The sequence below is a fragment of the uncultured Friedmanniella sp. genome (assembly GCF_964244285.1).
Lineage (GTDB): Bacteria > Actinomycetota > Actinomycetes > Propionibacteriales > Propionibacteriaceae > Microlunatus.
This window is the reverse complement of record NZ_CAXTHT010000001.1, coordinates 54,128-73,435: the sequence shown is the minus strand read 5'-3', so window position 1 is coordinate 73,435 and position 19,308 is coordinate 54,128. Positions and strand designations below refer to the sequence as shown.

General features: G+C 72.0%; 14 protein-coding genes and 1 tRNA gene. 9 read left to right on the top strand and 6 right to left on the bottom strand.

Annotated elements, in window-relative coordinates:
• Nucleotides 1-15: 15 nt before the first annotated feature.
• Nucleotides 16-966, bottom strand: coding sequence for a carbohydrate ABC transporter permease (locus ACFE7W_RS00335; protein WP_375422779.1), 951 nt, complete (start codon nt 964-966; stop codon nt 16-18).
• Nucleotides 967-971: 5 nt separating this feature from the next.
• Complete coding sequence (locus tag ACFE7W_RS00330; protein WP_375422778.1) at nt 972-1,937, bottom strand: carbohydrate ABC transporter permease; 966 nt, start codon at nt 1,935-1,937, stop codon at nt 972-974.
• A 122-nt stretch (nt 1,938-2,059) separates the two neighbouring features.
• On the opposite strand from ACFE7W_RS00330, the gene ACFE7W_RS00325 reads away from it, so the two are divergent.
• From ACFE7W_RS00325 to ACFE7W_RS00300, 6 genes are all read left to right on the top strand, one after another.
• Entirely contained in the window at nt 2,060-3,127 is a 1,068-nt protein-coding gene (locus tag ACFE7W_RS00325) for a LacI family DNA-binding transcriptional regulator (RefSeq protein WP_375422777.1), read from the top strand.
• A 104-nt stretch (nt 3,128-3,231) separates the two neighbouring features.
• Nucleotides 3,232-5,133, top strand: coding sequence for a hypothetical protein (locus ACFE7W_RS00320; RefSeq protein WP_375422776.1), 1,902 nt, complete (start codon nt 3,232-3,234; stop codon nt 5,131-5,133).
• Complete coding sequence (locus ACFE7W_RS00315) at nt 5,130-7,007, top strand: MBL fold metallo-hydrolase (protein ID WP_375422775.1); 1,878 nt, start codon at nt 5,130-5,132, stop codon at nt 7,005-7,007. The genes ACFE7W_RS00320 and ACFE7W_RS00315 overlap by 4 nt, the downstream gene beginning before the upstream one ends.
• 107 nt (nt 7,008-7,114) lie before the next feature.
• Nucleotides 7,115-8,113: an ROK family protein gene (locus ACFE7W_RS00310; protein WP_375422774.1), complete on the top strand. Its 999-nt coding sequence runs from the start codon at nt 7,115-7,117 to the stop codon at nt 8,111-8,113.
• Nucleotides 8,106-8,681, top strand: a complete 576-nt coding sequence (locus ACFE7W_RS00305) for an SIS domain-containing protein (RefSeq protein WP_375422773.1) — start codon at nt 8,106-8,108, stop codon at nt 8,679-8,681. The genes ACFE7W_RS00310 and ACFE7W_RS00305 overlap by 8 nt, the downstream gene beginning before the upstream one ends.
• Entirely contained in the window at nt 8,678-11,266 is a 2,589-nt protein-coding gene (locus ACFE7W_RS00300) for an alpha-mannosidase (RefSeq protein ID WP_375422772.1), read from the top strand. The genes ACFE7W_RS00305 and ACFE7W_RS00300 overlap by 4 nt, the downstream gene beginning before the upstream one ends.
• A gap of 17 nt (nt 11,267-11,283) precedes the next feature.
• On the opposite strand, the gene ppsA is transcribed toward ACFE7W_RS00300, so the two are convergent.
• Nucleotides 11,284-13,692: a phosphoenolpyruvate synthase gene (gene ppsA / locus ACFE7W_RS00295; RefSeq protein WP_375422771.1), complete on the bottom strand. Its 2,409-nt coding sequence runs from the start codon at nt 13,690-13,692 to the stop codon at nt 11,284-11,286.
• Nucleotides 13,689-14,525, bottom strand: coding sequence for a pyruvate, water dikinase regulatory protein (locus ACFE7W_RS00290; RefSeq protein WP_375422770.1), 837 nt, complete (start codon nt 14,523-14,525; stop codon nt 13,689-13,691). The genes ppsA and ACFE7W_RS00290 overlap by 4 nt, the downstream gene beginning before the upstream one ends.
• A 338-nt stretch (nt 14,526-14,863) precedes the next feature.
• Between ACFE7W_RS00290 and ACFE7W_RS00285 the strand changes: the two genes are divergently transcribed.
• The gene (locus ACFE7W_RS00285) at nt 14,864-16,234 is read left to right on the top strand and encodes a cation:dicarboxylate symporter family transporter (RefSeq protein WP_375422769.1); all 1,371 of its coding nucleotides are present in this window, start codon (nt 14,864-14,866) and stop codon (nt 16,232-16,234) included.
• An 80-nt stretch (nt 16,235-16,314) separates the two neighbouring features.
• Here the strand turns inward: ACFE7W_RS00285 and ACFE7W_RS00280 are convergent.
• Nucleotides 16,315-16,400: transfer RNA gene (locus tag ACFE7W_RS00280), tRNA-Leu, on the bottom strand.
• A 135-nt stretch (nt 16,401-16,535) separates the two neighbouring features.
• Between ACFE7W_RS00280 and ACFE7W_RS00275 the strand changes: the two genes are divergently transcribed.
• Together ACFE7W_RS00275 and ACFE7W_RS00270 are read left to right on the top strand one after the other, a co-directional pair.
• Nucleotides 16,536-17,852, top strand: a complete 1,317-nt coding sequence (locus ACFE7W_RS00275; RefSeq protein ID WP_375422768.1) for a M20/M25/M40 family metallo-hydrolase — start codon at nt 16,536-16,538, stop codon at nt 17,850-17,852.
• Nucleotides 17,853-17,876: 24 nt separating this feature from the next.
• Nucleotides 17,877-18,074, top strand: coding sequence for a DUF5703 family protein (locus tag ACFE7W_RS00270; protein WP_375422767.1), 198 nt, complete (start codon nt 17,877-17,879; stop codon nt 18,072-18,074).
• A gap of 237 nt (nt 18,075-18,311) precedes the next feature.
• Here ACFE7W_RS00270 and ACFE7W_RS00265 read toward each other — a convergent pair whose 3' ends face one another.
• Nucleotides 18,312-19,280 (bottom strand): aldo/keto reductase, encoded by a 969-nt coding sequence (locus ACFE7W_RS00265; protein WP_375422766.1) that lies wholly within the window; start codon nt 19,278-19,280, stop codon nt 18,312-18,314.
• Nucleotides 19,281-19,308: the final 28 nt, after the last annotated feature.

The window sequence follows — 19,308 nt, the reverse complement described above, 5'->3', positions numbered from 1 at the left end:
AGCGGTCGAGGCCCTCTACCCCTTGCGCCCCTGCGTGGCGACGCCCTCGATGAAGTACCGCTGGCCGAAGGCGAAGAGCACCAGCATGGGCAGGGTGACCAGCAGCGCGGCCACCATCACGTACTGGTAGTCGCCCTGGCCACCGTTTCCCGGCGCGTACTTCGTCATCGAGTAGGCGATGCCGAGCGGCACCGTGAAGTCGTCCACCGTGCCGGCGTTGAGGTAGATCAGGCCGGCCTGCAGGTTGTTCCAGCTGGCCTGGAACTCGAACAGGAAGACGATGATGAACGAGGGGATGGCCAGCGGCATGGCGATCCGGCGGAAGAGACCGAAGTAGCTGGCGCCGTCCACCCGCGCCGCCTCGAACAGCTCTTTCGGCAGGCCGAGGAAGAACTGTCGCTGCAGGAAGATGTAGAAGGCCGAGCCGAAGAGGTTGGCGCCCCACAGCGGCACGTTGGTGCCGAGGAAGCCGAGGTTCTTCCAGATCAGGTACTGCGGGATCAGCGTCACGGCGCCCGGGAGCATCATGGTCGCCAGCACCAGCCCGAACAAGAAGGTACGCCCGGGGAACGTGAAGTAGGCGAAGCCGAAGGCGACCAGCGAGCTGGAGAAGGCGACCAGGGTCGCCGCCAGGAACGCGATCAGGATGCTGTTGCCCATCCAGTGCAGCAGCGGCAGCTGGTTCCAGACCTCGGCGTAGTTGCTCAGCTTGAGGGTCTCGGGGATCAGCTTGTTGTCGAAGACCTGACCCTTGGGCTTGAGGCTGGCCGCCAGCAGCCAGACGAACGGGTAGAGGAACAGCAGCGAGAACAGCACCACCAGCACCCAGAGGATGACCCGGCCCACGACGTTCTGTGGCCGGTACCAGCGGTTCGGGCGTCGGCTGGTGCGGGTGGCACCCTCGGCGACAGCGAGGCCCGCCGCCTGAGCCGCGGGCGGCAGGGCGCCCGAGGTGGACTGAGACACCGCCACTATCGGTCTCCCTCGTAGTAGACGAACCGGTTCCCGAAACGCACCTGGACCGCGGTGATGAGCATGATGATCACGAAGAGCAGCCAGGCCATCGCGGCGGCGAAGCCGAAGTCGAACTGCCGAAAGGCCTCCTGGAACAGGTAGACCCCGTAGAACAGCGACGACTCCGGCGAGGCGTTGCTCTGGTCGCGCCAGAACAGCAGGAAGGCCTGGTCGAAGACCTGCAGCGCGGCGATGGTGAGCACGATGACGTTGAAGAAGATGGCGCTGGAGATCATCGGCACCGTGATGGTGAAGAACTGCCGGACCGGCCCGGCGCCGTCGAGGGAGGCCACCTCGTACAGCTCACGCGGCACGTTCTTCAGCGCGGCCAGGAAGATCACCATGGTCCCGCTGACGCCCCACAGCGTCATCAGCACGATCGAGGGCTTCACCCACGCCGGGTCGATCAGCCACTGCGGGCCTTCGATCCCGAGCAGCCTGAGGCCGGAGTTGATCGCGCCCGTGTTGCCGTTCAGCAGCAGGAAGAACACGGCGGCCGTCGCTACCGAGGGCGTCATCTTCGGCAGGTAGTAGAGCGTCCGGAAGATCCCGGCCGAACGACCCAGCTTGTTCAGCAGGGCTGCGAGCAGCAAGGCGAAGATGATCTCCAGCGGAACGGCCATGACCGCGAAGAACAAGGTGTTCTTGAGCGACAGGGCGACCTTCGGGTCCTCGAACATGGCGCGGTAGTTGTCCAGCCCCGCCGGCCGCACCGTGTTCTTCGCGAGGTTGTAGTAGCTGAACGAGATGTAGAGGCTGTAGGCCATCGCCCCGAGCGTGAAGACCGCGAAGCCGACGAGCCAGGGCGAGATGAAGAGATAGCCGGCGAGAGCCTCGCGGCGGTTGTACTTCCGGGACCGGAGGGTCTGCCCGGGCTCGTCGCCGGTCCCTCTGGTGCGCGCGGGGCGCGTCAGTGTCGCCATCGGATCCCGGTGCCGGCTTCAACGCCAAACTTGGTCGTCCGCATGCCTACCTCCGGCCAGACCTGTGTGGCATCGTTGCCACGGCGGCGACTATAAGTCGGCTCCGGGAGGAGCGCAAGAACGTGCGCAATCTGGACATCACGCCGGTGGCGTACCCATCCGGGCCGGCTCTCAAGCGCGACCCGGTCCTTCGTCGTGCCACGCTCCGGGACGTCGCCCGCGCGGCTGGGGTGTCCCAGTCGACGACCTCCCGCGCCCTGAGCGGTCAGGGGTACGTCGCCCCCGAGGTGCGGGAACGGGTACGGGCCAGCGCCGAGCAGCTCGGGTACGTGCCGCACGCCATGGCCCGGAGCCTGCGGTCCCAGGTCAGCCGGTCCATCGGGGTGCTGGTCTCGGACCTGCGCAACAGCTTCTACGCCGACCTCGCCGCCGGCGTGGCCGGTCGGGCCCGCGAGCACGGCTACACGATGATGCTGGTCGACGTCCAGGGCTCGGCCGAGGACGAGCTGGGCGCGGTCCAGGCGTTCGTCGCGACCCGGACCGCCGGGGTCATCCTCACCCCCGTGACCGCCGCCGCGTCCTCCTACCTGATCGAGCAGCAGGTGCCGCTGGTCGAGGTCGACCGTCAGTTCTCCCCCGGACGCTGCGACGCGGTCGTGGTCGACAACCGGCACATCGCCGGTCGGGTCACTGAGCACCTGCTGGCGCTGGGACACCGTCGGATCGCGATGCTGATCGACGAGACCGCGTGGACGACGGGGGCCGACCGGTCCGCGGGGTACCTCGAGGCTCTGGGCGCAGCCGGTCTGCCGGCCGCGCCGGAGCTTCTGGTCGCCGTCGGCTGGAGCGCCGACGGGGCCCGCCGGGCCGCGGTCCGGCTGTTGACCCAGCGCCAGCGGCCGACGGCGGTGTTCGCCGCCAACAACGTGCTCGCTGAGGGTCTGTGGCGGGCGGTCAGCGACCTCGGGCTGCAGGTGCCGGCCGACGTGAGCATCGTGTCCTTCGACGACGCACCGTGGATGAGCATGGTCAGCCCGGGCGTCACGGCCGTGGCCCAGGACGTCGTCGCCCTGGGCGCCTCAGCCGTCGACCGTCTGCTGGCCCGGATCGCCGACCCCGACGAGCCGCCGCGGACGGTCGTGCTGGAGGCCCAGATCCTGCCGCGCGGCTCCACCTCGGCGCCGCGCTGAGGCGCTCGTCCGACCGGCCCGCGAGTCGAGCCACCCGTTTCGGACCTGTCAGGGTCGAGCAGAAGTTACGCTCGACCTATGTGGCAACGTTCCCAGAAGTCCCCGTGACAGCGGCGCCGCCGAGCGCCGGCCCCCGGCCGGTGACGGTCGAGGAGCGGGAGGGGCTCACTGAGGTCCACGGAGTCGACTACTCCCTCGTCCTGGACCCGGCTGCCTTTCCGCACGCGCCCTACGCGGTGCTGCGCGACCGGGCCGGTCGGACCTGGAGCTCGCTGAACCTGCTGAGCTCGCTGCACACCCTCGAGTCCCCGGACGAGGTGTACGCCGTCGACGGCTGCGAGGTCGAGCTGGGACCAGACGATGCGACCGTCGTGGTGCGGACCCGCAGCACGGCCTGGACCAGCCACGAGCTGCGCCTGGTCTGCCGGCCGGACGCTCTCGAGCTCAGCGTGCGGGTCACCGGCCGGGGCCGGATCGGCTCCGTCCAGCTGCTGGGCGGGGTCGGCACCCTGGTCGACGGGGCGGCCGGCACGTTCGCGTCCTCGATCGCGTTCGCCTCGGTCCTGGTCCCGGCCCCGGGGGAGCCGGTCCAGCTGGTCCGGCCGGCGCACAGCGCGGGTCAGGTCGGGCTCGTCGGCGACGCCTCGCCGGGCCGGCTGCACAGCGTCTTCTCCCCGCCGCCGCTGGTGTTCGGGCTGGGCCGGTCCGTGCCCACCGGGCCGGTCGCGATTCCCGACGGTGACTGGCTGGGACTCTCGCTCCGGGCTCCGGTGGCCGAGCTGACCTTCACCACCCTCGGCTACGTGCCGCTCGACGGCGGCTTCAGTCTCCGGCTGGAGTACGAGGGCCACACCGAGGTCACCGACGCCTGGCGGACTCCCGTGCTCGTGCTGCGGCCCGCGAGCACGGGCTGGGCCGTGCTGGAGGACCATCGCCGTGACCTCGTCGAGCACGGCGGTGCGCCGGCGACCGTCCCGCGGGCGCGTCCGGCCTGGTGGAGCGAGCCGATCTTCTGCGGCTGGGGCGCCCAGTGCGCGCGGGTGGCCGCGGCCGCCCGCGAGGAGCACCCGACGCTGCTGCCGCCGGTCGCGGCCCGGGCCCTGGGCGTCGGCGCGGACGCCCGGACGGTCCACCACGAGCGCCGGCTGACCGGACCGGCCTCCTCGCTGGCCCGGCAGGACGTCTACGACTCCTTCCTGGCCCGGCTGGCGGCGCACGACCTGGACCCCGGCACGGTCGTGATCGACGACCGCTGGCAGGCCGCGTACGGGACGGCCGAGCCGGACCCCGAGCACTGGCCCGACCTGCGGGACTGGATCGCCCGCCAGCACCGGCAGGGGCGGCGGGTGCTGCTGTGGTGGAAGGCCTGGGACCCGACCGGACTGCCCGCCGCCGAGTGCATCCGCGACGCCGCCGGTCGACCGGTCGCCGCGGACCCGGCGAACCCGCGCTACCGCGAGCACCTCGCCGAGATCGTGACCCGGCTGGTGTCGTCCGACGGGCTGGACGCGGACGGCTTCAAGGTCGACTTCACCCAGCGGGCGCCGAGCGGGACCTCGCTGCGGGGGCATCCCGGCGTCTGGGGGATCGCCGCCCTGCACCTGCTGTTGGCCACGCTGCACGGCGCGGCGACCCGGGCCAAGCCCGACGCCCTCGTGGTCGCGCACACCATCCACCCGGCCTTCGCCGACGTCTGCGACATGGTCCGGCTGAACGACGTGGCCGGGCTCGCGGTCGGCGGCGGGCCGGTCCCGGTGGTCGACCAGCTGCGGATGCGCCACGGCATCGCCCACCGGGTGCTGCCCGACCACCTCGTCGACACCGACCAGTGGCCGATGCCCGACCGCGCGGAGTGGCGGCGCTACGTCGACGCCCAGGTCGAGCTCGGCGTGCCGGCCCTCTACTACCTGGAGACGATCGACCGGACGGGCGAGGCGGTCACCGACGAGGACCTGGCGGCGGTCGCGGCCAGCTGGCGGCGCTACCGGCAGCGGCGGGTCCGGTGACCGTCGACGACCACCCGGCGACCCTCACGTCACCGGACCGGGGCTGGCGGGAGGTGGCACCCGGGGTCTACCGCGTGGACGACACCTGCCAGGTCTACCTGGTGGTGGCCGAGGGCGCCGAAAGGACGGCGGTCGCGATCGACTTCGGGGCCGGGCGCGCCCTCGACCTGCTGCCCGAGCTCGGGATCAGCCGGATCACCGACGTGCTGATGACCCACCACCACCGCGACCAGGGCCAGGGCCTGCCGCGGGCGGTGGCCCACGGCGCCCGGCTGCACGTGCCGCCGGTCGAGGTGGACCTGTTCGCCCGGGTGGACCAGATGTGGCGTAGCCGTGCCGTCGACAACAGCTACGCACTGCGCGACGACCGGTTCTCCTTGCTGCGGCCGGTGCCCGTCACCGCCACGGTGGCCGAGTACCGCAGCACCGGCTACGGCGGGGTCCGTCTCCGGGCCCTGCCGACGCCGGGCCACACCGTCGGCTCGCTCAGCTACCTGCTGGAGCGGGGCGGACAGCGGCTGGCCTTCACCGGCGACCTCGTCTACGCCCCGGGCAAGGTCTGGTCGCTCGCGGCGACCCAGTGGTCCTACACCGAGAACGAGGGCCCGGCGATGACCGTGCTCAGCTGCTACCTGCTCGCCGACGAGCGGCCCGACCTGCTGCTGCCCTCGCACGGCGAGCCGATGCCCGGGGCGACGGCCGCTCTGGAGCTGCTGGCCGCCCGGATGCAGACCTACGTCGACTCCCGGCGTCCGCGGCCCTGGGACCTGCGCGGCTGGTTGCGGCACCCGTACGTTCCCATCACCGAGCACCTGCTCCTGAACCGGACCAGCACGGCCGCCGGCTACGTGCTGCTCTCGCGGACCGGGGAGGCGCTGCTGGTCGACTACGGCTACGACGTGAGCACCGGGTTGCCGTACGGCACCGAGCGGGCCGCCCGCCGACCCTGGCTCGCCTCGTTGGCGGCGCTCAAGGCGACCTTCGGGGTGCGGGCCGTCACGGTCGCCCTGCCCACCCACTACCACGACGACCACGTCGCCGGGATGCCGCTGCTGCGCGAGGTGGAGGGGACCGAGATCTGGGTGCCGGCCACCATCGCGCCGGTGCTGGCCGACCCGCGGGGGGAGGACCTGCCCTGCCAGTGGTTCGACCCGATCCTCCCCGACCGGGTGCTGCCCGTGGGCGAGTCCTTCCAGTGGCACGAGTACACGATCGGTGTCCACGACCAGCCCGGCCACACCCGCTACGCCGTGGCCTACGAGGTGGAGGTGGACGGCGTCCGCGTCCTGTTCACCGGCGACCAGCAGGACGGCCTGAGCGCGCCGGGCGGCCGTCGTGAGGTGCTGAACTACCAGTACCGCAACCGGTTCTCGGCCGAGGACTACCGGGCGAGTGCGGCGCTCTACCACCGGGTGGCGCCCGGCCTGATGCTCAGCGGCCACTGGGCTCCGCGGCAGGTCGACCCCGCCTACCTGGACGAGCTGACCGCGCTGGGGGAGGAGCTGGTCGCGCTGCACGCCGCACTGTTGCCCGACGACCTCGACGCCGGGCCGGACGGCACGCTGGCCCGGGTCCGGCCCTACCGCGTCGCCGTCCCGCCGGGTGGCACGGTGGCCCTGTCCGTCGAGGTCCGCAACCCGCTGTCCGCGCCCGCCGTCGTGCGCTGCGTCCCCGTGCTGCCCGAGGGCTGGGCGGCATCGCCGGTCCCCGATCTCCTGCTCGGGGCGGCAGCAACCGGGGTCGTGCGCGTGGTCGTGACCGTGGCCACCGAGCCCGTCAGCCGCGAGCGGGTCGCCGTCGACCTGACGGTCGGCGAGCTGAGGCTCGGCCAGTACGCCGAGGCCCTGGTCGACGTCGTCGAGGGGTCGCATTGACCGCCCCGGCCGCCCTGCCTACGCTCTGGGATCGATGCCACACGCTAGCTCCCCCGCAAGGGACCGCAGCGCCGCGAGACCGGAGGAGAGCGACGACCACGCATCCCGTGCTCGGCCTGGACATCGGCGGCACGAAGCTCGCGGCCGCCGTGGTCACCGCCGACGGGACGACCGCGGGCGCCCAGGTCGTCCCCACGCGGCGCGAGGACGGGCCGCAGCGGATCCTCGAACGGCTGTTCGCCCTCGGTCACCGCGCCGTCGAGACCGCCGGGCTGGGCCCGGTCGGCGCTGTCGGGATCTCTTGCGGCGGCCCACTCGACGCCCGCGCCGGGGTCCTCAACGCGCCGCTGCACCTGCCCGGCTGGCACGACGTGCCCGTGGTCGCTTTGGCCGAGTTCGCGTACGGGGTGCCGGCGGCGCTCGAGAACGACGCGACGGCGGCCGCGCTGGGGGAGTACCGCTACGGCCACGGCCGGACGCTGCCCGCCGGTGCCGGCACCCTGCTCTACCTGACGCTGTCCACCGGGGTGGGTGGCGGTGCCGTCGTGGACGGTCGGCTGCACCGCGGTGCGGCGGGCAACGGAGGGGAGTTCGGTCACGTCGTGGTGGTGCCGGATGGCCGGCTCTGCCTGTGCGGCCGGCGCGGTTGTCTGGAGCGGTACGCGTCCGGGCCCTCGATCGCCGAACGGGCCCGGGAAGCCCTCGCCGCCACTGGAGCCGGTTCGGCCGCGGCCGGCTCTGCGCTGACCGGGCTCCCGGTGGTCCGGGCGGAGGACGTGAGCGCCGCCGTCGCCCAGGGAGACGCGCTGGCCCGCCGGATCTGGGACGAGACGACCGACCTGCTCGCCGCGGCCGTGACCGACCTGGTCAACGTGCTCGAACCCGACCTGGTCGTGCTCGGGGGTGGGGTCACGCGGTCCGGCGCCCTGCTGCTCGACCCGGTCCGGGCCGGGGTCCTGGCGGCCGCGATGCGGCCGGCCGCGGCGGCCGTCCGGGTGGAGCTCGCCGCCCTCGGCGACGCCGTCGGGGTCGTCGGGGCGGCGGCGGTGGCCCTGGACCTCGCCCTACCCGGAGCAGGAGCCGAGACGGAAGGTGCCCGTGGCTGACTGGATGACCGAGGAGCTCGGCGACCACCTGCGCGCGGCCGAGGGGGTGGCCGAGCTGTTGCCGGCGGTGCGGGCGGTGGGTGAGCTGTTCTGTGCGACGTTCGAGCGCGGCGGGATGCTGCTGACCCTGGGCAACGGCGGCAGCGCCGCCGACGCGCAGCACCTCACCGCGGAGATGATCGGACGCTACCGACGGGAGCGGCGGGCGCTGCCGGCGGTGACGCTGAGCACCGACCCGAGCGTCCTGACCTGCCTCGCCAACGACTACGTCTACGCCGACGTGTTCGTCCGCCAGCTGGAGGCCCTGGCCCGGCCCGGCGACGTGGTGGCCGCCTTCACCACCAGCGGCCGCTCGGCGAACGTCGTCGAGGCCCTGCGCACCGCCCGTTCCCGCGGCGCCGTTACCGTGCTGTTCGGCGGCGGCGACGGGGGGCCGGCCGCCGCACACGCCGACCACGCGCTGCTGGTGCCCTCGGCCACCACGGCCCGGATCCAGGAGCTGCACACCTTCCTGCTGCACGCGGTCTCCGAGGTGGTCGACCGCTGGGCCGTCGGGGAGGCGTCGTGAGCCGGGCTCCGCTGGGCAACGCCCCGTCCGAGGAGGGTCCGAACCGGCCGCTGGCCACCCCCGACCGGACGCTGTACATGATCGGCAACGCCCATCTCGACCCGGTCTGGCTGTGGCCGTGGCAGGAGGGGTACGCCGAGGCGCGCGCGACGTTCGCCTCGGCGATCGCCCGGATGGAGGAGTACCCGGACTTCGTCTTCACCTGCGACCAGATGGTGCTGCTGAGCTGGGTCGAGGAGTCCGACCCGGAGCTGTTCGAGCGGATCCGCGAGCGGGTGGCTCAGGGCCGCTGGGTGAACACCGGCGGCTGGTGGGTCGAGCCCGACTGCAACCTGCCGATGGGGGAGAGCTTCGTCCGGCAGGGTCTCTACGGCCAGCGCTACCTGCAGTCCCGCTTCGGCCGGCCGGCGACGGTCGGGATGAACGTGGACCCGTTCGGTCACTCCGCTTCGCTGCCGCAGATCCTCCGCGGCCAGGGACTGAGCTCGTATGTGTTCCTGCGGCCCGGACCGCACGAGGCCGAGCTGCCCGCCACGGTCTTCTGGTGGGAGGCCCCGGACGGCTCCCGGGTACTGGCCTACCGGATCCCGTACGAGTACGGCAGCCCGCCCGGCCCGGTCGACGCCCAGACCGAGAAGTCGCTGGCCGCCCTCGACCGCGGGATGGACGAGGCGATGGTCTTCTACGGCGTGGGCAACCACGGCGGTGGCCCGACCCGGGCCAACCTCGACTCGATCCACCGCTTCGACGCCATGGGGTCCTTCGGCCGGCTACGGCTGGCCGGGCCGCAGGAGTTCGTGGACGCGGTGCTCGCCCGCGGACCGGAGTCGCTGGCGGCCCTGCCGGTGCACCGGGCCGACCTGCAGCACCACGCGGCCGGCTGCTACTCCGCCCACTCCGGGATCAAGGCCTGGCAGCGGCGGGCCCAGCACGCGGTGCTCGTCGCCGAGCGCTGGGCGGCCGTCGTCGCGCTCCAGGCGGGGGTGCCGTACCCGCGGGAGGAGCTGGGCCGAGCCTGGCGCCAGGTCCTGTTCAACCAGTTCCACGACGTGCTGCCCGGCTCGGCGATCGAGACCGCCTACGACGACGCACGCGACCAGCTGGGCGAGGCCACGGCGATCGCCAAGCGGCTGCTGGTCCGGGCCCACAACGTGCTCGCCCGGCAGGTCGACGTGCCCTTCGTCGCGGGCAGCCAGCCCGTGCTCGTGTTCAACCCGCACCCCTGGGCGGTGAGCACCGACGTCGACCTGAACTACGGCGTCCAGCCGCTGGGGGTCCGGGTCGTCGACGACGCCGGCCAGGCGGTGCTCGCGCAACCCACCGCGCAGACCTCGACCACCAACGACCGCGGCCGCGGTGCCGTGGTCTTCCGGGCTGATGTGCCCGCGCTCGGCTACCGGCTCTACCGGCTGGTCCCGGCGCTGCCGGTGGTCCCCGTCCCGGCCTGGAGCGCCGGTCCGCCGGAGCCGCTGACGGTCACCGAGACCGTGCTGGAGAACAGCCTGGTCACGGTGGCCGTCGACCCGGAGACCGGCTGGATCTCCTCCTACCGCGACCGCCGCTCCGGCGTCGACCTGGTGGCCGGCACCGACCCGGCGACCCACACCCAGATCTGCGCCGACGCGACCGACACCTGGGGTCACCGCGTCGTCTCCTACGCCTGGCCGGGTGAGCCGATGGCGCTGCGCCGCGTCGTCGTGCGCGAGGCCGGGCCGCTCCGGGGGCGGGTCCGGATCGAGCGCACCTGGGGCTCGTCGACGCTGGTCGAGGAGCTGCTGCTGGAGCACGACAGCCAGGTGCTGCGGGTCGAGGTCACGTTGGACTGGCACGAGCCGGGTCACCTGCTCAAGCTGCGGTTCCCGACCGCGCTGACCGGGCCCCGGGCCACCTTCGAGATCCCGTTCGGGCACCTCGAACGCCCGGTCGACGGGGCCGAGCAGCCCGCCCAGTCCTGGGTGGACCTGACGGGGGTGGTCGATGGCCGGCCGGTCGGTCTCAGCGTGGTCGCCGTCGGCAAGCACGGCTGGGACGTCTCTCCCGGCGACGGTCCGGCCCCGGGCCCGAGCATCGGGATGACGGCCGTCCGGAGCCCCGTCTACGCCTGGCACGACCCGCAGCCGCTCGCCGACGACGGCTGCTACCGCTACCAGGACCAGGGCGAGCAACGCTTCCGCTACGAGCTCGTGCCGCACGCCGGCGACTGGCGGTCCGCCGACCCGACCCGTCGAGCCGCGGTGCTGGGCGGTGGGGTGCGGGCGATGGTCGAGTCGTCCCATCCCGGACCGCTGCCGCCGCTGCACTCGTTCGCCGACGACGGGGGCGGTGCCGTGATGGTGACGGCGTTCAAGGGCTCGGAGGACCCGCCGACCGGCGCGGGCGCGTCCCCCGGGACTGAGGACCTCATCGTCCGCGCCGTCGAGACCACCGGCCGTCCGGCCAGTGCCCGGATCCACCTCCCTGTGGCGGACCGGGTGCTCGAGGAGGAGTTCGCCCCCCACCAGATCCGCACCTTCCGCGTCCCCGCCGACCCGTCCCTGCCCGTCACCGAGGTGGACCTCGTCGAGTGGGCCCTGCCCCTCCCCTGATCGGGAGACGGGCTGGCTCAGGGCAGGCGCGCGCCGTGCGTCCGGCCCAGTCGCAACCAGGTGCTGATCACGGTGTCGGGGTTGAGCGACATCGACTCGATGCCCTGGCGGACCAGCCAGTCCGCCAGGTCGGGGTGGTCGCTGGGGCCCTGGCCGCAGATGCCGACGTACTTGCCGCGGGCGCGGCAGGCCTTGATCGCCGCGTCGAGCATGAACTTCACCGCCGGGTCGCGCTCGTCGAAGGTGGCGGCCACCAGCGAGGAGTCGCGGTCCAGGCCGAGCGTCAGCTGGGTCATGTCGTTCGAGCCGATGGAGTAGCCGTCCACGTGGTCGAGGAAGGCGTCGGCGACCACCGCGTTGGAGGGCAGCTCGCACATCATGATCACCTGCAGGTCGTTCCCGCCCCGCTTGAGCCCGTGGCTGCCCAGCAGCTCGATCACGCCCTCGATCTCTGCGACGGTGCGGACGAAAGGGATCATGATCTTGACGTTGGTGAGCCCCATCTCGTCGCGCACGTAGCGCAGGGCCTCGCACTCCATGGCGAAGCACTCGGCGAAGTCGGCCGACAGGTAGCGCGCGGCGCCCCGGTAGCCGATCATCGGGTTCTCCTCGTGCGGCTCGTACAGCTCGCCGCCCAGCAGGTGCGCGTACTCGTTGGACTTGAAGTCCGAGAGCCGGACGATCACCGGCTTGGGTGCGAACGCTGCCGCGAGCATCGAGACCCCCTCCGCCACCCGGGAGACGAAGTAGTCCCGCGGGCTGGCGTACGCGGCCGTCCGCTCGGCGACCGCTGACCTGAGTGGCTCCTCGAGGACGTCGAAGTCCAGCAGGGCCTTGGGGTGGATGCCGATCTGACGGTTGATCACGAACTCGAGCCGCGCGAGCCCGACCCCGTCGTTCGGCAGGGCGGCGAAGGAGAAGGCCTGGTCCGGGGTACCGACGTTCATCATGATCTTGACCGCCAGGTCGGGCATGGTGGTGGCCGCCGAGCTCTCGACGGTGAAGTCGAGCAGACCGTCGTAGACGAAGCCGGTGTCGCCCTCGGCGCAGGAGACCGTGACCTCGCGGCCGTCGGCGAGGTCCCGGGTGGCGCTACCGGTCCCGACCACGGCCGGGATGCCCAGCTCGCGGGCGATGATCGCCGCGTGGCAGGTCCGGCCGCCGCGGTTGGTCACGATCGCGCTGGCCCGCTTCATGATCGGCTCCCAGTCGGGGTCGGTCATGTCGGCCACCAGCACGTCGCCGGGGACAAAGGTGTGCATGTCCTCCAGCGCGGAGAGCACGTGCACCTTGCCGGCGCCGATCTTCTGGCCGATCGCCCGGCCCTCGATCAGCCTCGACCCCGTGCTCTCGAGCCGGAAGCGCTCCTGCAGCCCGGCCGGCTGCCTCGACTTGACGGTCTCGGGACGGGCCTGAAGCACGTAGAGCTGGCCGTCGAGGCCGTCGAGCCCCCACTCGATGTCCATCGGCCGGCCGTAGTGGGCCTCGATGGCCAGGGCGTGCCGGGCCAGCTCGGTCACCTGGGCATCGGTCAGGCTCAGCCGGCGCCGGTCCTCGACCGCGACGTCGACGAAGGCCGTGGTCCGGCCCACCGTCGGGTCCTCGGTATAGACCATCTTGGTCGCCTTCTCCCCCAGACCGCGCTTGAGGATCGCGGGTCGTCGGGCGCGCAGGCCCGGCTTGTGGACGTAGAACTCGTCAGGGTTGACCGCGCCCTGGACGACGGCCTCACCCAGCCCGTAGGAGGAGGTGATGAACACGGCGTCGGTGAAGCCCGACTCGGTGTCCATGGTGAACATCACCCCGGAGCTGCCCAGGTCCGAGCGCACCATCCGCTGGATACCCGCCGACAGCGCCACGGCGTCATGGTCGAAGTGGTGGTGGACCCGGTAGGCGATGGCGCGGTCGTTGTAGAGGGAGGCGAAGACCTCCTTCACCGCGGTCAGCACCGCCTCGATGCCGCGGATGTTCAGGAAGGTCTCCTGCTGGCCGGCGAACGAGGCGTCCGGCAGGTCCTCGGCCGTCGCGCTGGAGCGGACGGCGAACGAGGCCTCCGGCGTGCCGGCGACCAGCTCGTCGTAGGCGGCCCGCAGGTCGGCCTCCAGGTCGGGCGGGAACGGCCGCGCCAGCACCTCGGCCCGGATCTCCCGGCCCACCTCGGCCAGCCGGACCACGTCGTCGGTGTCCAGACCGGCCAGCCGGGCCGAGATGAGCTCGGCCAGCCCGCTCTGGGCGACGAAGGCGCGGAAGGCCTCAGCCGTGGTGGCGAAGCCGTCGGGGACGCGCACCCCCGCATCGGCCAGGTTGCCCACCATCTCTCCCAGCGAGGAGTTCTTGCCGCCGACCTGCTCGAGGTCGGCGAGGCCGATCTCGGCGAAGCGCCGGATGTTGATCTTGGTCGTGGTGAGCTCGGCGGTGTTGATCATGGCGCTGTCCTCTTCTTGGCGAAGTTCTGCAGGATGACGGTGGACATCTCCTCCACGGATTTCGTGGCGGAGTTGATCACCGGGATGCGGTGGGTGGCGAAGATCGACTCGGCCCGACGCAGCTCCCAGCTGCACTGCTCGAGGGAGGCGTAGCGGGAGCCGGGGCGGCGCTCCTGACGGACCTGGGCCAGCCGCGCCGGGTTGCTGAGCATGCCGAAGCACCGGTCGCCGAGCCCCCGGAGCGAGTCCGGCAGGTCGTCGGTGTCGAGGTCCTGGTCGATCAGCGGGTAGTTGGCCACGAACACCCCGTGCTGCAGGGCCAGGTACATCGTGGTCGGGGTCTTGCCGCACCGGGACGGGGCCACCAGGATCACGTCGGCCTTGTCCAGGGCGCGGAGACTCTGGCCGTCGTCGTGCTCGATGGCGTACTCGACCGCCGCCATCCGGGTGTTGTAGCGCTTGATGTCACCGACCCCGTGCAGCCGGGCGGCGACCCGCTGGCCGGGGGTCTGCAGGATCTCCTCGACCCGGTTCATGTGCAGGTCGAAGAAGTCGATCAGCGGGCAGGTCGTCCGGTGCAGCTCGAGGCGGACCTCCTCGACCGCGGTGGTCGTGAAGGCGAGCGGCGTGACCGGTCCGGCCATGGCCTCGTCCAGCTGGGCCACCACGCGACGCGCCTCGGCCACGGTGGTGATGAAGGGGATCAGGTGCCGTTCGAACCGCAGCTCCGGGAACTGGATGAGCAGCGCGTTGCCCATCGTCTCGGCGCTGATCCCGGTGCTGTCGGAGAGGAAGAAGACCGGCACGGCGGGCGGTTCGTCGATCTGCGTCATGCGGTCACCTCCTCCGGAGCGTTCGCGATCTGTGTTAAGACCACTGCCATGAGTGGCATGACGCTAGCCCACGTCGCTGACTGGTCTTACGTGTCGGCCGTATGAGGTGGGGCACAACGCGCTTCCGCGTACCGGTCGGCACGCGGACGGATCGGACCGGAGGTGAGAGCCGTCACAAGGCCGCTGTCCAGATCGTGAGCGGCGGCGTTGCGGCCGCGTTACCGACCAGACCAGTACCCGCCGCCGTCCGTACCCTGCGGTCGCGGCGCGGGGAGCGGGCCGGACGGAGTCGTTCGGGCCATACTTCGACCCACCGACCGTCTCGAGGAGGAGATCTCATGTCCCAGCACGCCACCGACGGTGCCGCCGCCCCGGCCCCGCGCAAGGACCGGACGCACTTCCTCTACATCGCCGTCATCGCGGCCGTGGGCCTCGGGATCGTCCTCGGACTGGTCGCGCCTCACGTCGCCCAACAGCTCAAGCCGCTCGGGACCGGCTTCGTGGCCCTGATCCGGATGATGATCTCCCCGGTGATCTTCTGCACGATCGTGCTGGGCATCGGGTCGCTGCGCAGCGCCGCCCAGGTGGGCAAGGTGGGCAGCCTGGCGCTCGGCTACTTCATCGTGATGTCGCTGTTCGCGCTGGCGATCGGGCTGGTGGTGGGCAACCTGCTGCACCCGGGGTCGGGACTGCACCTGACCGCCGACCTGGCCAAGCAGGGTCAGTCGCAGGCCGGCGCCGGTGGCTCCACGTCGGACTTCCTGCTCGAGGTCATCCCGACGACCCTGGTCTCCTCGCTCACCAGCGGGCAGGTGCTGCAGACCCTGCTGGTCGCCCTGCTCGTCGGGTTCGCCCTCCAAGCCATGGGCTCGGCCGGCAAGCCGGTGCTGGTGGGCATCGGCCACCTGCAGCGGGTGGTGTTCCGGGTGCTGTCGATGATCATGTGGGTCGCGCCGATCGGGGCCTTCGGCGCCATCGCCGCCGTCGTGGGGGCGACCGGCGTCGAGGCCCTGAAGAGCCTGGCCGTACTGATGATCGGCTTCTACCTCACCTGTGCCGTCTTCGTCTTCGGCGTGCTCGGGCTGCTGCTGAAGCTGGTCACCGGCATCAACATCTTCAAGCTGCTGGCCTACCTCGGCCGGGAGTTCCTGCTGATCGTCTCCACCTCCTCCTCGGAGTCGGCGCTGCCGCGGCTGATCGCCAAGATGGAGCACGTCGGGGTGGCCCGGCCCACCGTCGGTGTGGTGGTGCCGACCGGCTACTCCTTCAACCTCGACGGGACGGCCATCTACCTGACCATGGCCTCGCTCTTCGTGGCCCAGGCCATGGGCGAGCCGCTGTCGATCAGGGAGCAGGTCTCGCTGCTCATCTTCATGATGATCGCCTCGAAGGGTGCGGCCGGGGTCACCGGGGCCGGTCTGGCGACGCTGGCCGGCGGTCTGGCCTCCCACCGGCCGGAGCTCGTGGACGGGGTGGGCATCATCGTGGGCATCGACCGGTTCATGTCCGAGGCCCGGGCCGTCACCAACTTCGCCGGAAACGCCGTCGCCACCGTGTTGGTCGGCTCCTGGACCCAGACGCTGGACCGTGAGCAGCTCGACGCCGTCCTCAGCGGCCAGCGACCCTTCGACGAGTCCACCATGGTGGATGACCACGGGTCGGTCGCCGACCCCGAGCCTGAGCCGGCAGCTCTCCAGCCTTCCCGCTAGGCCCTGCGAGCACCTGCGGCCGGGTCGGGGTGAGGAACGGGAAAGGGCCGCCGGTGGAGAACCACCGGCGACCCGTCCTGTGTCCGAGGGGGGACTTGAACCCCCATTCCCCGTAAAGGGAACTAGCACCTCAAGCTAGCGCGTCTACCTATTCCGCCACCCGGACCTCATCGCGTGCAGCAGTGAACGATAGCAAAGCCAGCCTCGGGCCACGAATCGCCGAGGTCGCTGCTGCGGAAGGTCCGCCTTGGTTCTCGCTGCCGCCCGCCGGCTCCCGATGGGGGTGAGACAGGATGACGGGGTGAGTGAGACGTACGCCCCAGAGGGCGAGGTCGTGGCGATCTGCCGGGACCTGATCCGGATCGACACCTCCAACTACGGGGCCCAGCCGGGCCCGGGGGAGCGGCCGGCGGCCGAGCACGTGGCCGCCCTGCTCGACGAGGTGGGCATCGAGGCCCGGCTGTACGAGTCCGAGCCGGGCCGCACCAGCGTCATCGCCGACTGGGCGCCCGAGGGCGTGGACCCCTCGCTGTCGCCGCTGCTGGTGCACGGCCACCTCGACGTGGTGCCGGCCAACGCCGACGACTGGTCGATGCCGCCGTTCGCCGGCGAAGTCCGCGACGACTGCGTCTGGGGTCGTGGTGCGGTCGACATGAAGGACTTCGACGCCATGGTGCTCAGCGTCGTCCGCGCCCGGGCCCGCGCCGGAGCGGCCCCCCGACGTCCGTTGCGGCTGGTCTTCACCGCCGACGAGGAGGCCGGCAGCGGCCTGGGCGGTCACTGGCTGGTCGACCACCACGCCGACGCGCTGGCCGGCTGCGAGCTGGCGATCGGCGAGGTCGGCGGCTTCTCCCTCACCGTCCGCGACGACCTGCGTCTCTACCTGGTCCAGACCGCCGAGAAGGGCCTGGCCTGGCTGAACCTGATCGCGGACGGCCGCGCCGGCCACGGCTCGTTCCGCAACGACGACAACGCGGTCACCGCCCTCAGCGCCGCCGTCGGCCGGATCGGACGGTACGAGTGGCCGCACCGGATCACCGACGCCCAGCAGGCGTTCCTCGAGGCGGTGTCGGAGGCCTTCGAGGTCGAGCTTGACCCCGACACGGTGGAGGAGACGTTGGCCCGCCTCGGCAGCATCGCCCGGATGGTGGGCGCGACGATGTCGAACACCGCCAACCCGACGATGCTCGAGGCCGGCTACAAGCACAACGTGATCCCGGGCCGGGCCACCGCCGGGATCGACGGCCGGTTCGTCCCGGGTGGTGAGGAGGAGTTCTACGCCACCATCACCGAGCTTCTCGGGGACCGGGTCCGCTACGAGGTGGTGACCCGCCAGCCGTCGGTCGAGACCGAGTTCTCCGGTGCGCTGGTCGAGGCGATGCAGAGCTGCCTGACTGCGGAGGACCCGGGCGCCAAGGCCGTCCCCTTCCTGATGAGCGGCGGCACCGACGCCAAGGCGTGGGACCGGTTGGGCATCCGCTCGTTCGGCTTCGCGCCGCTGCGGCTGCCGCCCGAGCTCGACTTCGTGGGCATGTTCCACGGGGTCGACGAAAGGGTCCCCACCGCCTCGCTGGAGTTCGGCGCCCGGGTCCTGGACCGCTTCCTCGACCAGGCCTGAACGCACCTACTAGGCTGGCCCGCGATGAGCAAGCGCGATGTGGAGTACGAGATCGAGCGGGTCCGTCTGGGCCGTCACCTGTCCCGCGGTGCCGTCCGCCAGCTGCTCACCGACCAGGCCGAGTACGGCGGCTGGGAGCTGACCCGGCTGCGTCGCTACCGCGACGGCACCCGCGACGTCTGGATCCGCCGCAGGATCATCCGCGTCCACGCCACCGTCTGAGGCCGTGACGTTGCGGTCGGGCCCGTTGCCGCCGGGCCCGTGGGTCGTCATGCTCAGCAGAGGACCCGCCGGCGAGAGGTCGGCAACGCCGACCGCGTCGACTTGTGGCCGCGCACCACGCAGGTGCTCGGGTGCGCCCGAGGGTGAGACTCCGCGTCGACCGCGCGCCTCAGCACCCCGACACGCCGTCGCGGCAGGCTGGCGCGCGCACTCGAGGATGTCGGCTGGGCGAAGGCGTCAGCCGAGTGGACGGGCCAGGTTCGGGCCCCCGGAGACGTCGTCCAGCGCCGAGGCGATCTCGTGCGGCAGCTCGGAGTCCTCGACGGCGAGGGCCGGGGCCAGCTGGCCGGCCGTCCGGGCGCCCAGCAGGGGAGCGGTGACGCCGGGAGCGTCGCGGACCCAGAGCAGCGCGACCTGCAGCGGGGAGAGGTCCAGCCCCTCCGCGGCCCGGACGACCGCCTCCACCACCCCACGGCTGCGCGGCTCGAGGTAGGGCTCGACGAACCAGGCGAAGTGGTCGGTAGCGGCCCGGGAGCCGCGCGGCGTGCCGGAGCGGTACTGGCCCGTCAGCACCCCTCGTCCCAGCGGTGACCACGGGAACACGCCCAGCCCGAACGCCGAGGCGGCCGGCAGCACCTCCACCTCGGCCCGGCGGGCCAGCAGCGAGTACTCGACCTGCACGCTGCTGAGCGGGGTCCGGGTGGGGTAGGAGGCCTGCCAGGTCGCGGCCTGCGCGGTCTGCCAGCCGACGAAGTTCGAGATGCCGGCGTAGCGCACCTTGCCCTGGGCGATGGCGTGGTCGACCGCGGCGAGCGACTCCGCCAGCGGCGCGTCGCCCCAGGCGTGCAGCTGCCACAGATCGACGTGGTCGGTGCCCAGGCGGGTCAGCGAGCCCTCGAGGTCCCGCAGCAGGGCGCGGCGCGAGGTGTCGACGATCCGCTCCCCGTTCCGGACGGCGAAGCCGGCCTTGGTCGCGATCACCACGTCGTCGCGGACGCCCAGCTCGGCGACGAGGTGTCCCAGCAGCCGCTCGGCGTCACCCGCTCCGTACGCGGCGGCGGTGTCCACGAACGTCCCGCCGGCCTCGAGGAACATCTCCAGCAGTGACCGTGCCTGCTCGGGTGAGGTGTCCCGCGCCCAGGTCATGGTGCCCAGGCCGAGCCGCGAGACCCGTAGCCCGCTGGCGCCGACCGCTCGCGTCTCCATGGTTCGACCCTAACGGCCCGCCCGGTGC

Coding starts and splice junctions, on each gene's coding strand:
- ACFE7W_RS00330 (WP_375422778.1), bottom strand. CDS start 1,937: ATGGCGACACTGACGCGCCCCGCGCGCACCAGAGGGACCGGCGACGAG.
- ppsA (WP_375422771.1), bottom strand. CDS start 13,692: ATGATCAACACCGCCGAGCTCACCACGACCAAGATCAACATCCGGCGC.
- ACFE7W_RS00290 (WP_375422770.1), bottom strand. CDS start 14,525: ATGACGCAGATCGACGAACCGCCCGCCGTGCCGGTCTTCTTCCTCTCC.
- ACFE7W_RS00285 (WP_375422769.1), top strand. CDS start 14,864: ATGTCCCAGCACGCCACCGACGGTGCCGCCGCCCCGGCCCCGCGCAAG.
- ACFE7W_RS00270 (WP_375422767.1), top strand. CDS start 17,877: ATGAGCAAGCGCGATGTGGAGTACGAGATCGAGCGGGTCCGTCTGGGC.
- ACFE7W_RS00265 (WP_375422766.1), bottom strand. CDS start 19,280: ATGGAGACGCGAGCGGTCGGCGCCAGCGGGCTACGGGTCTCGCGGCTC.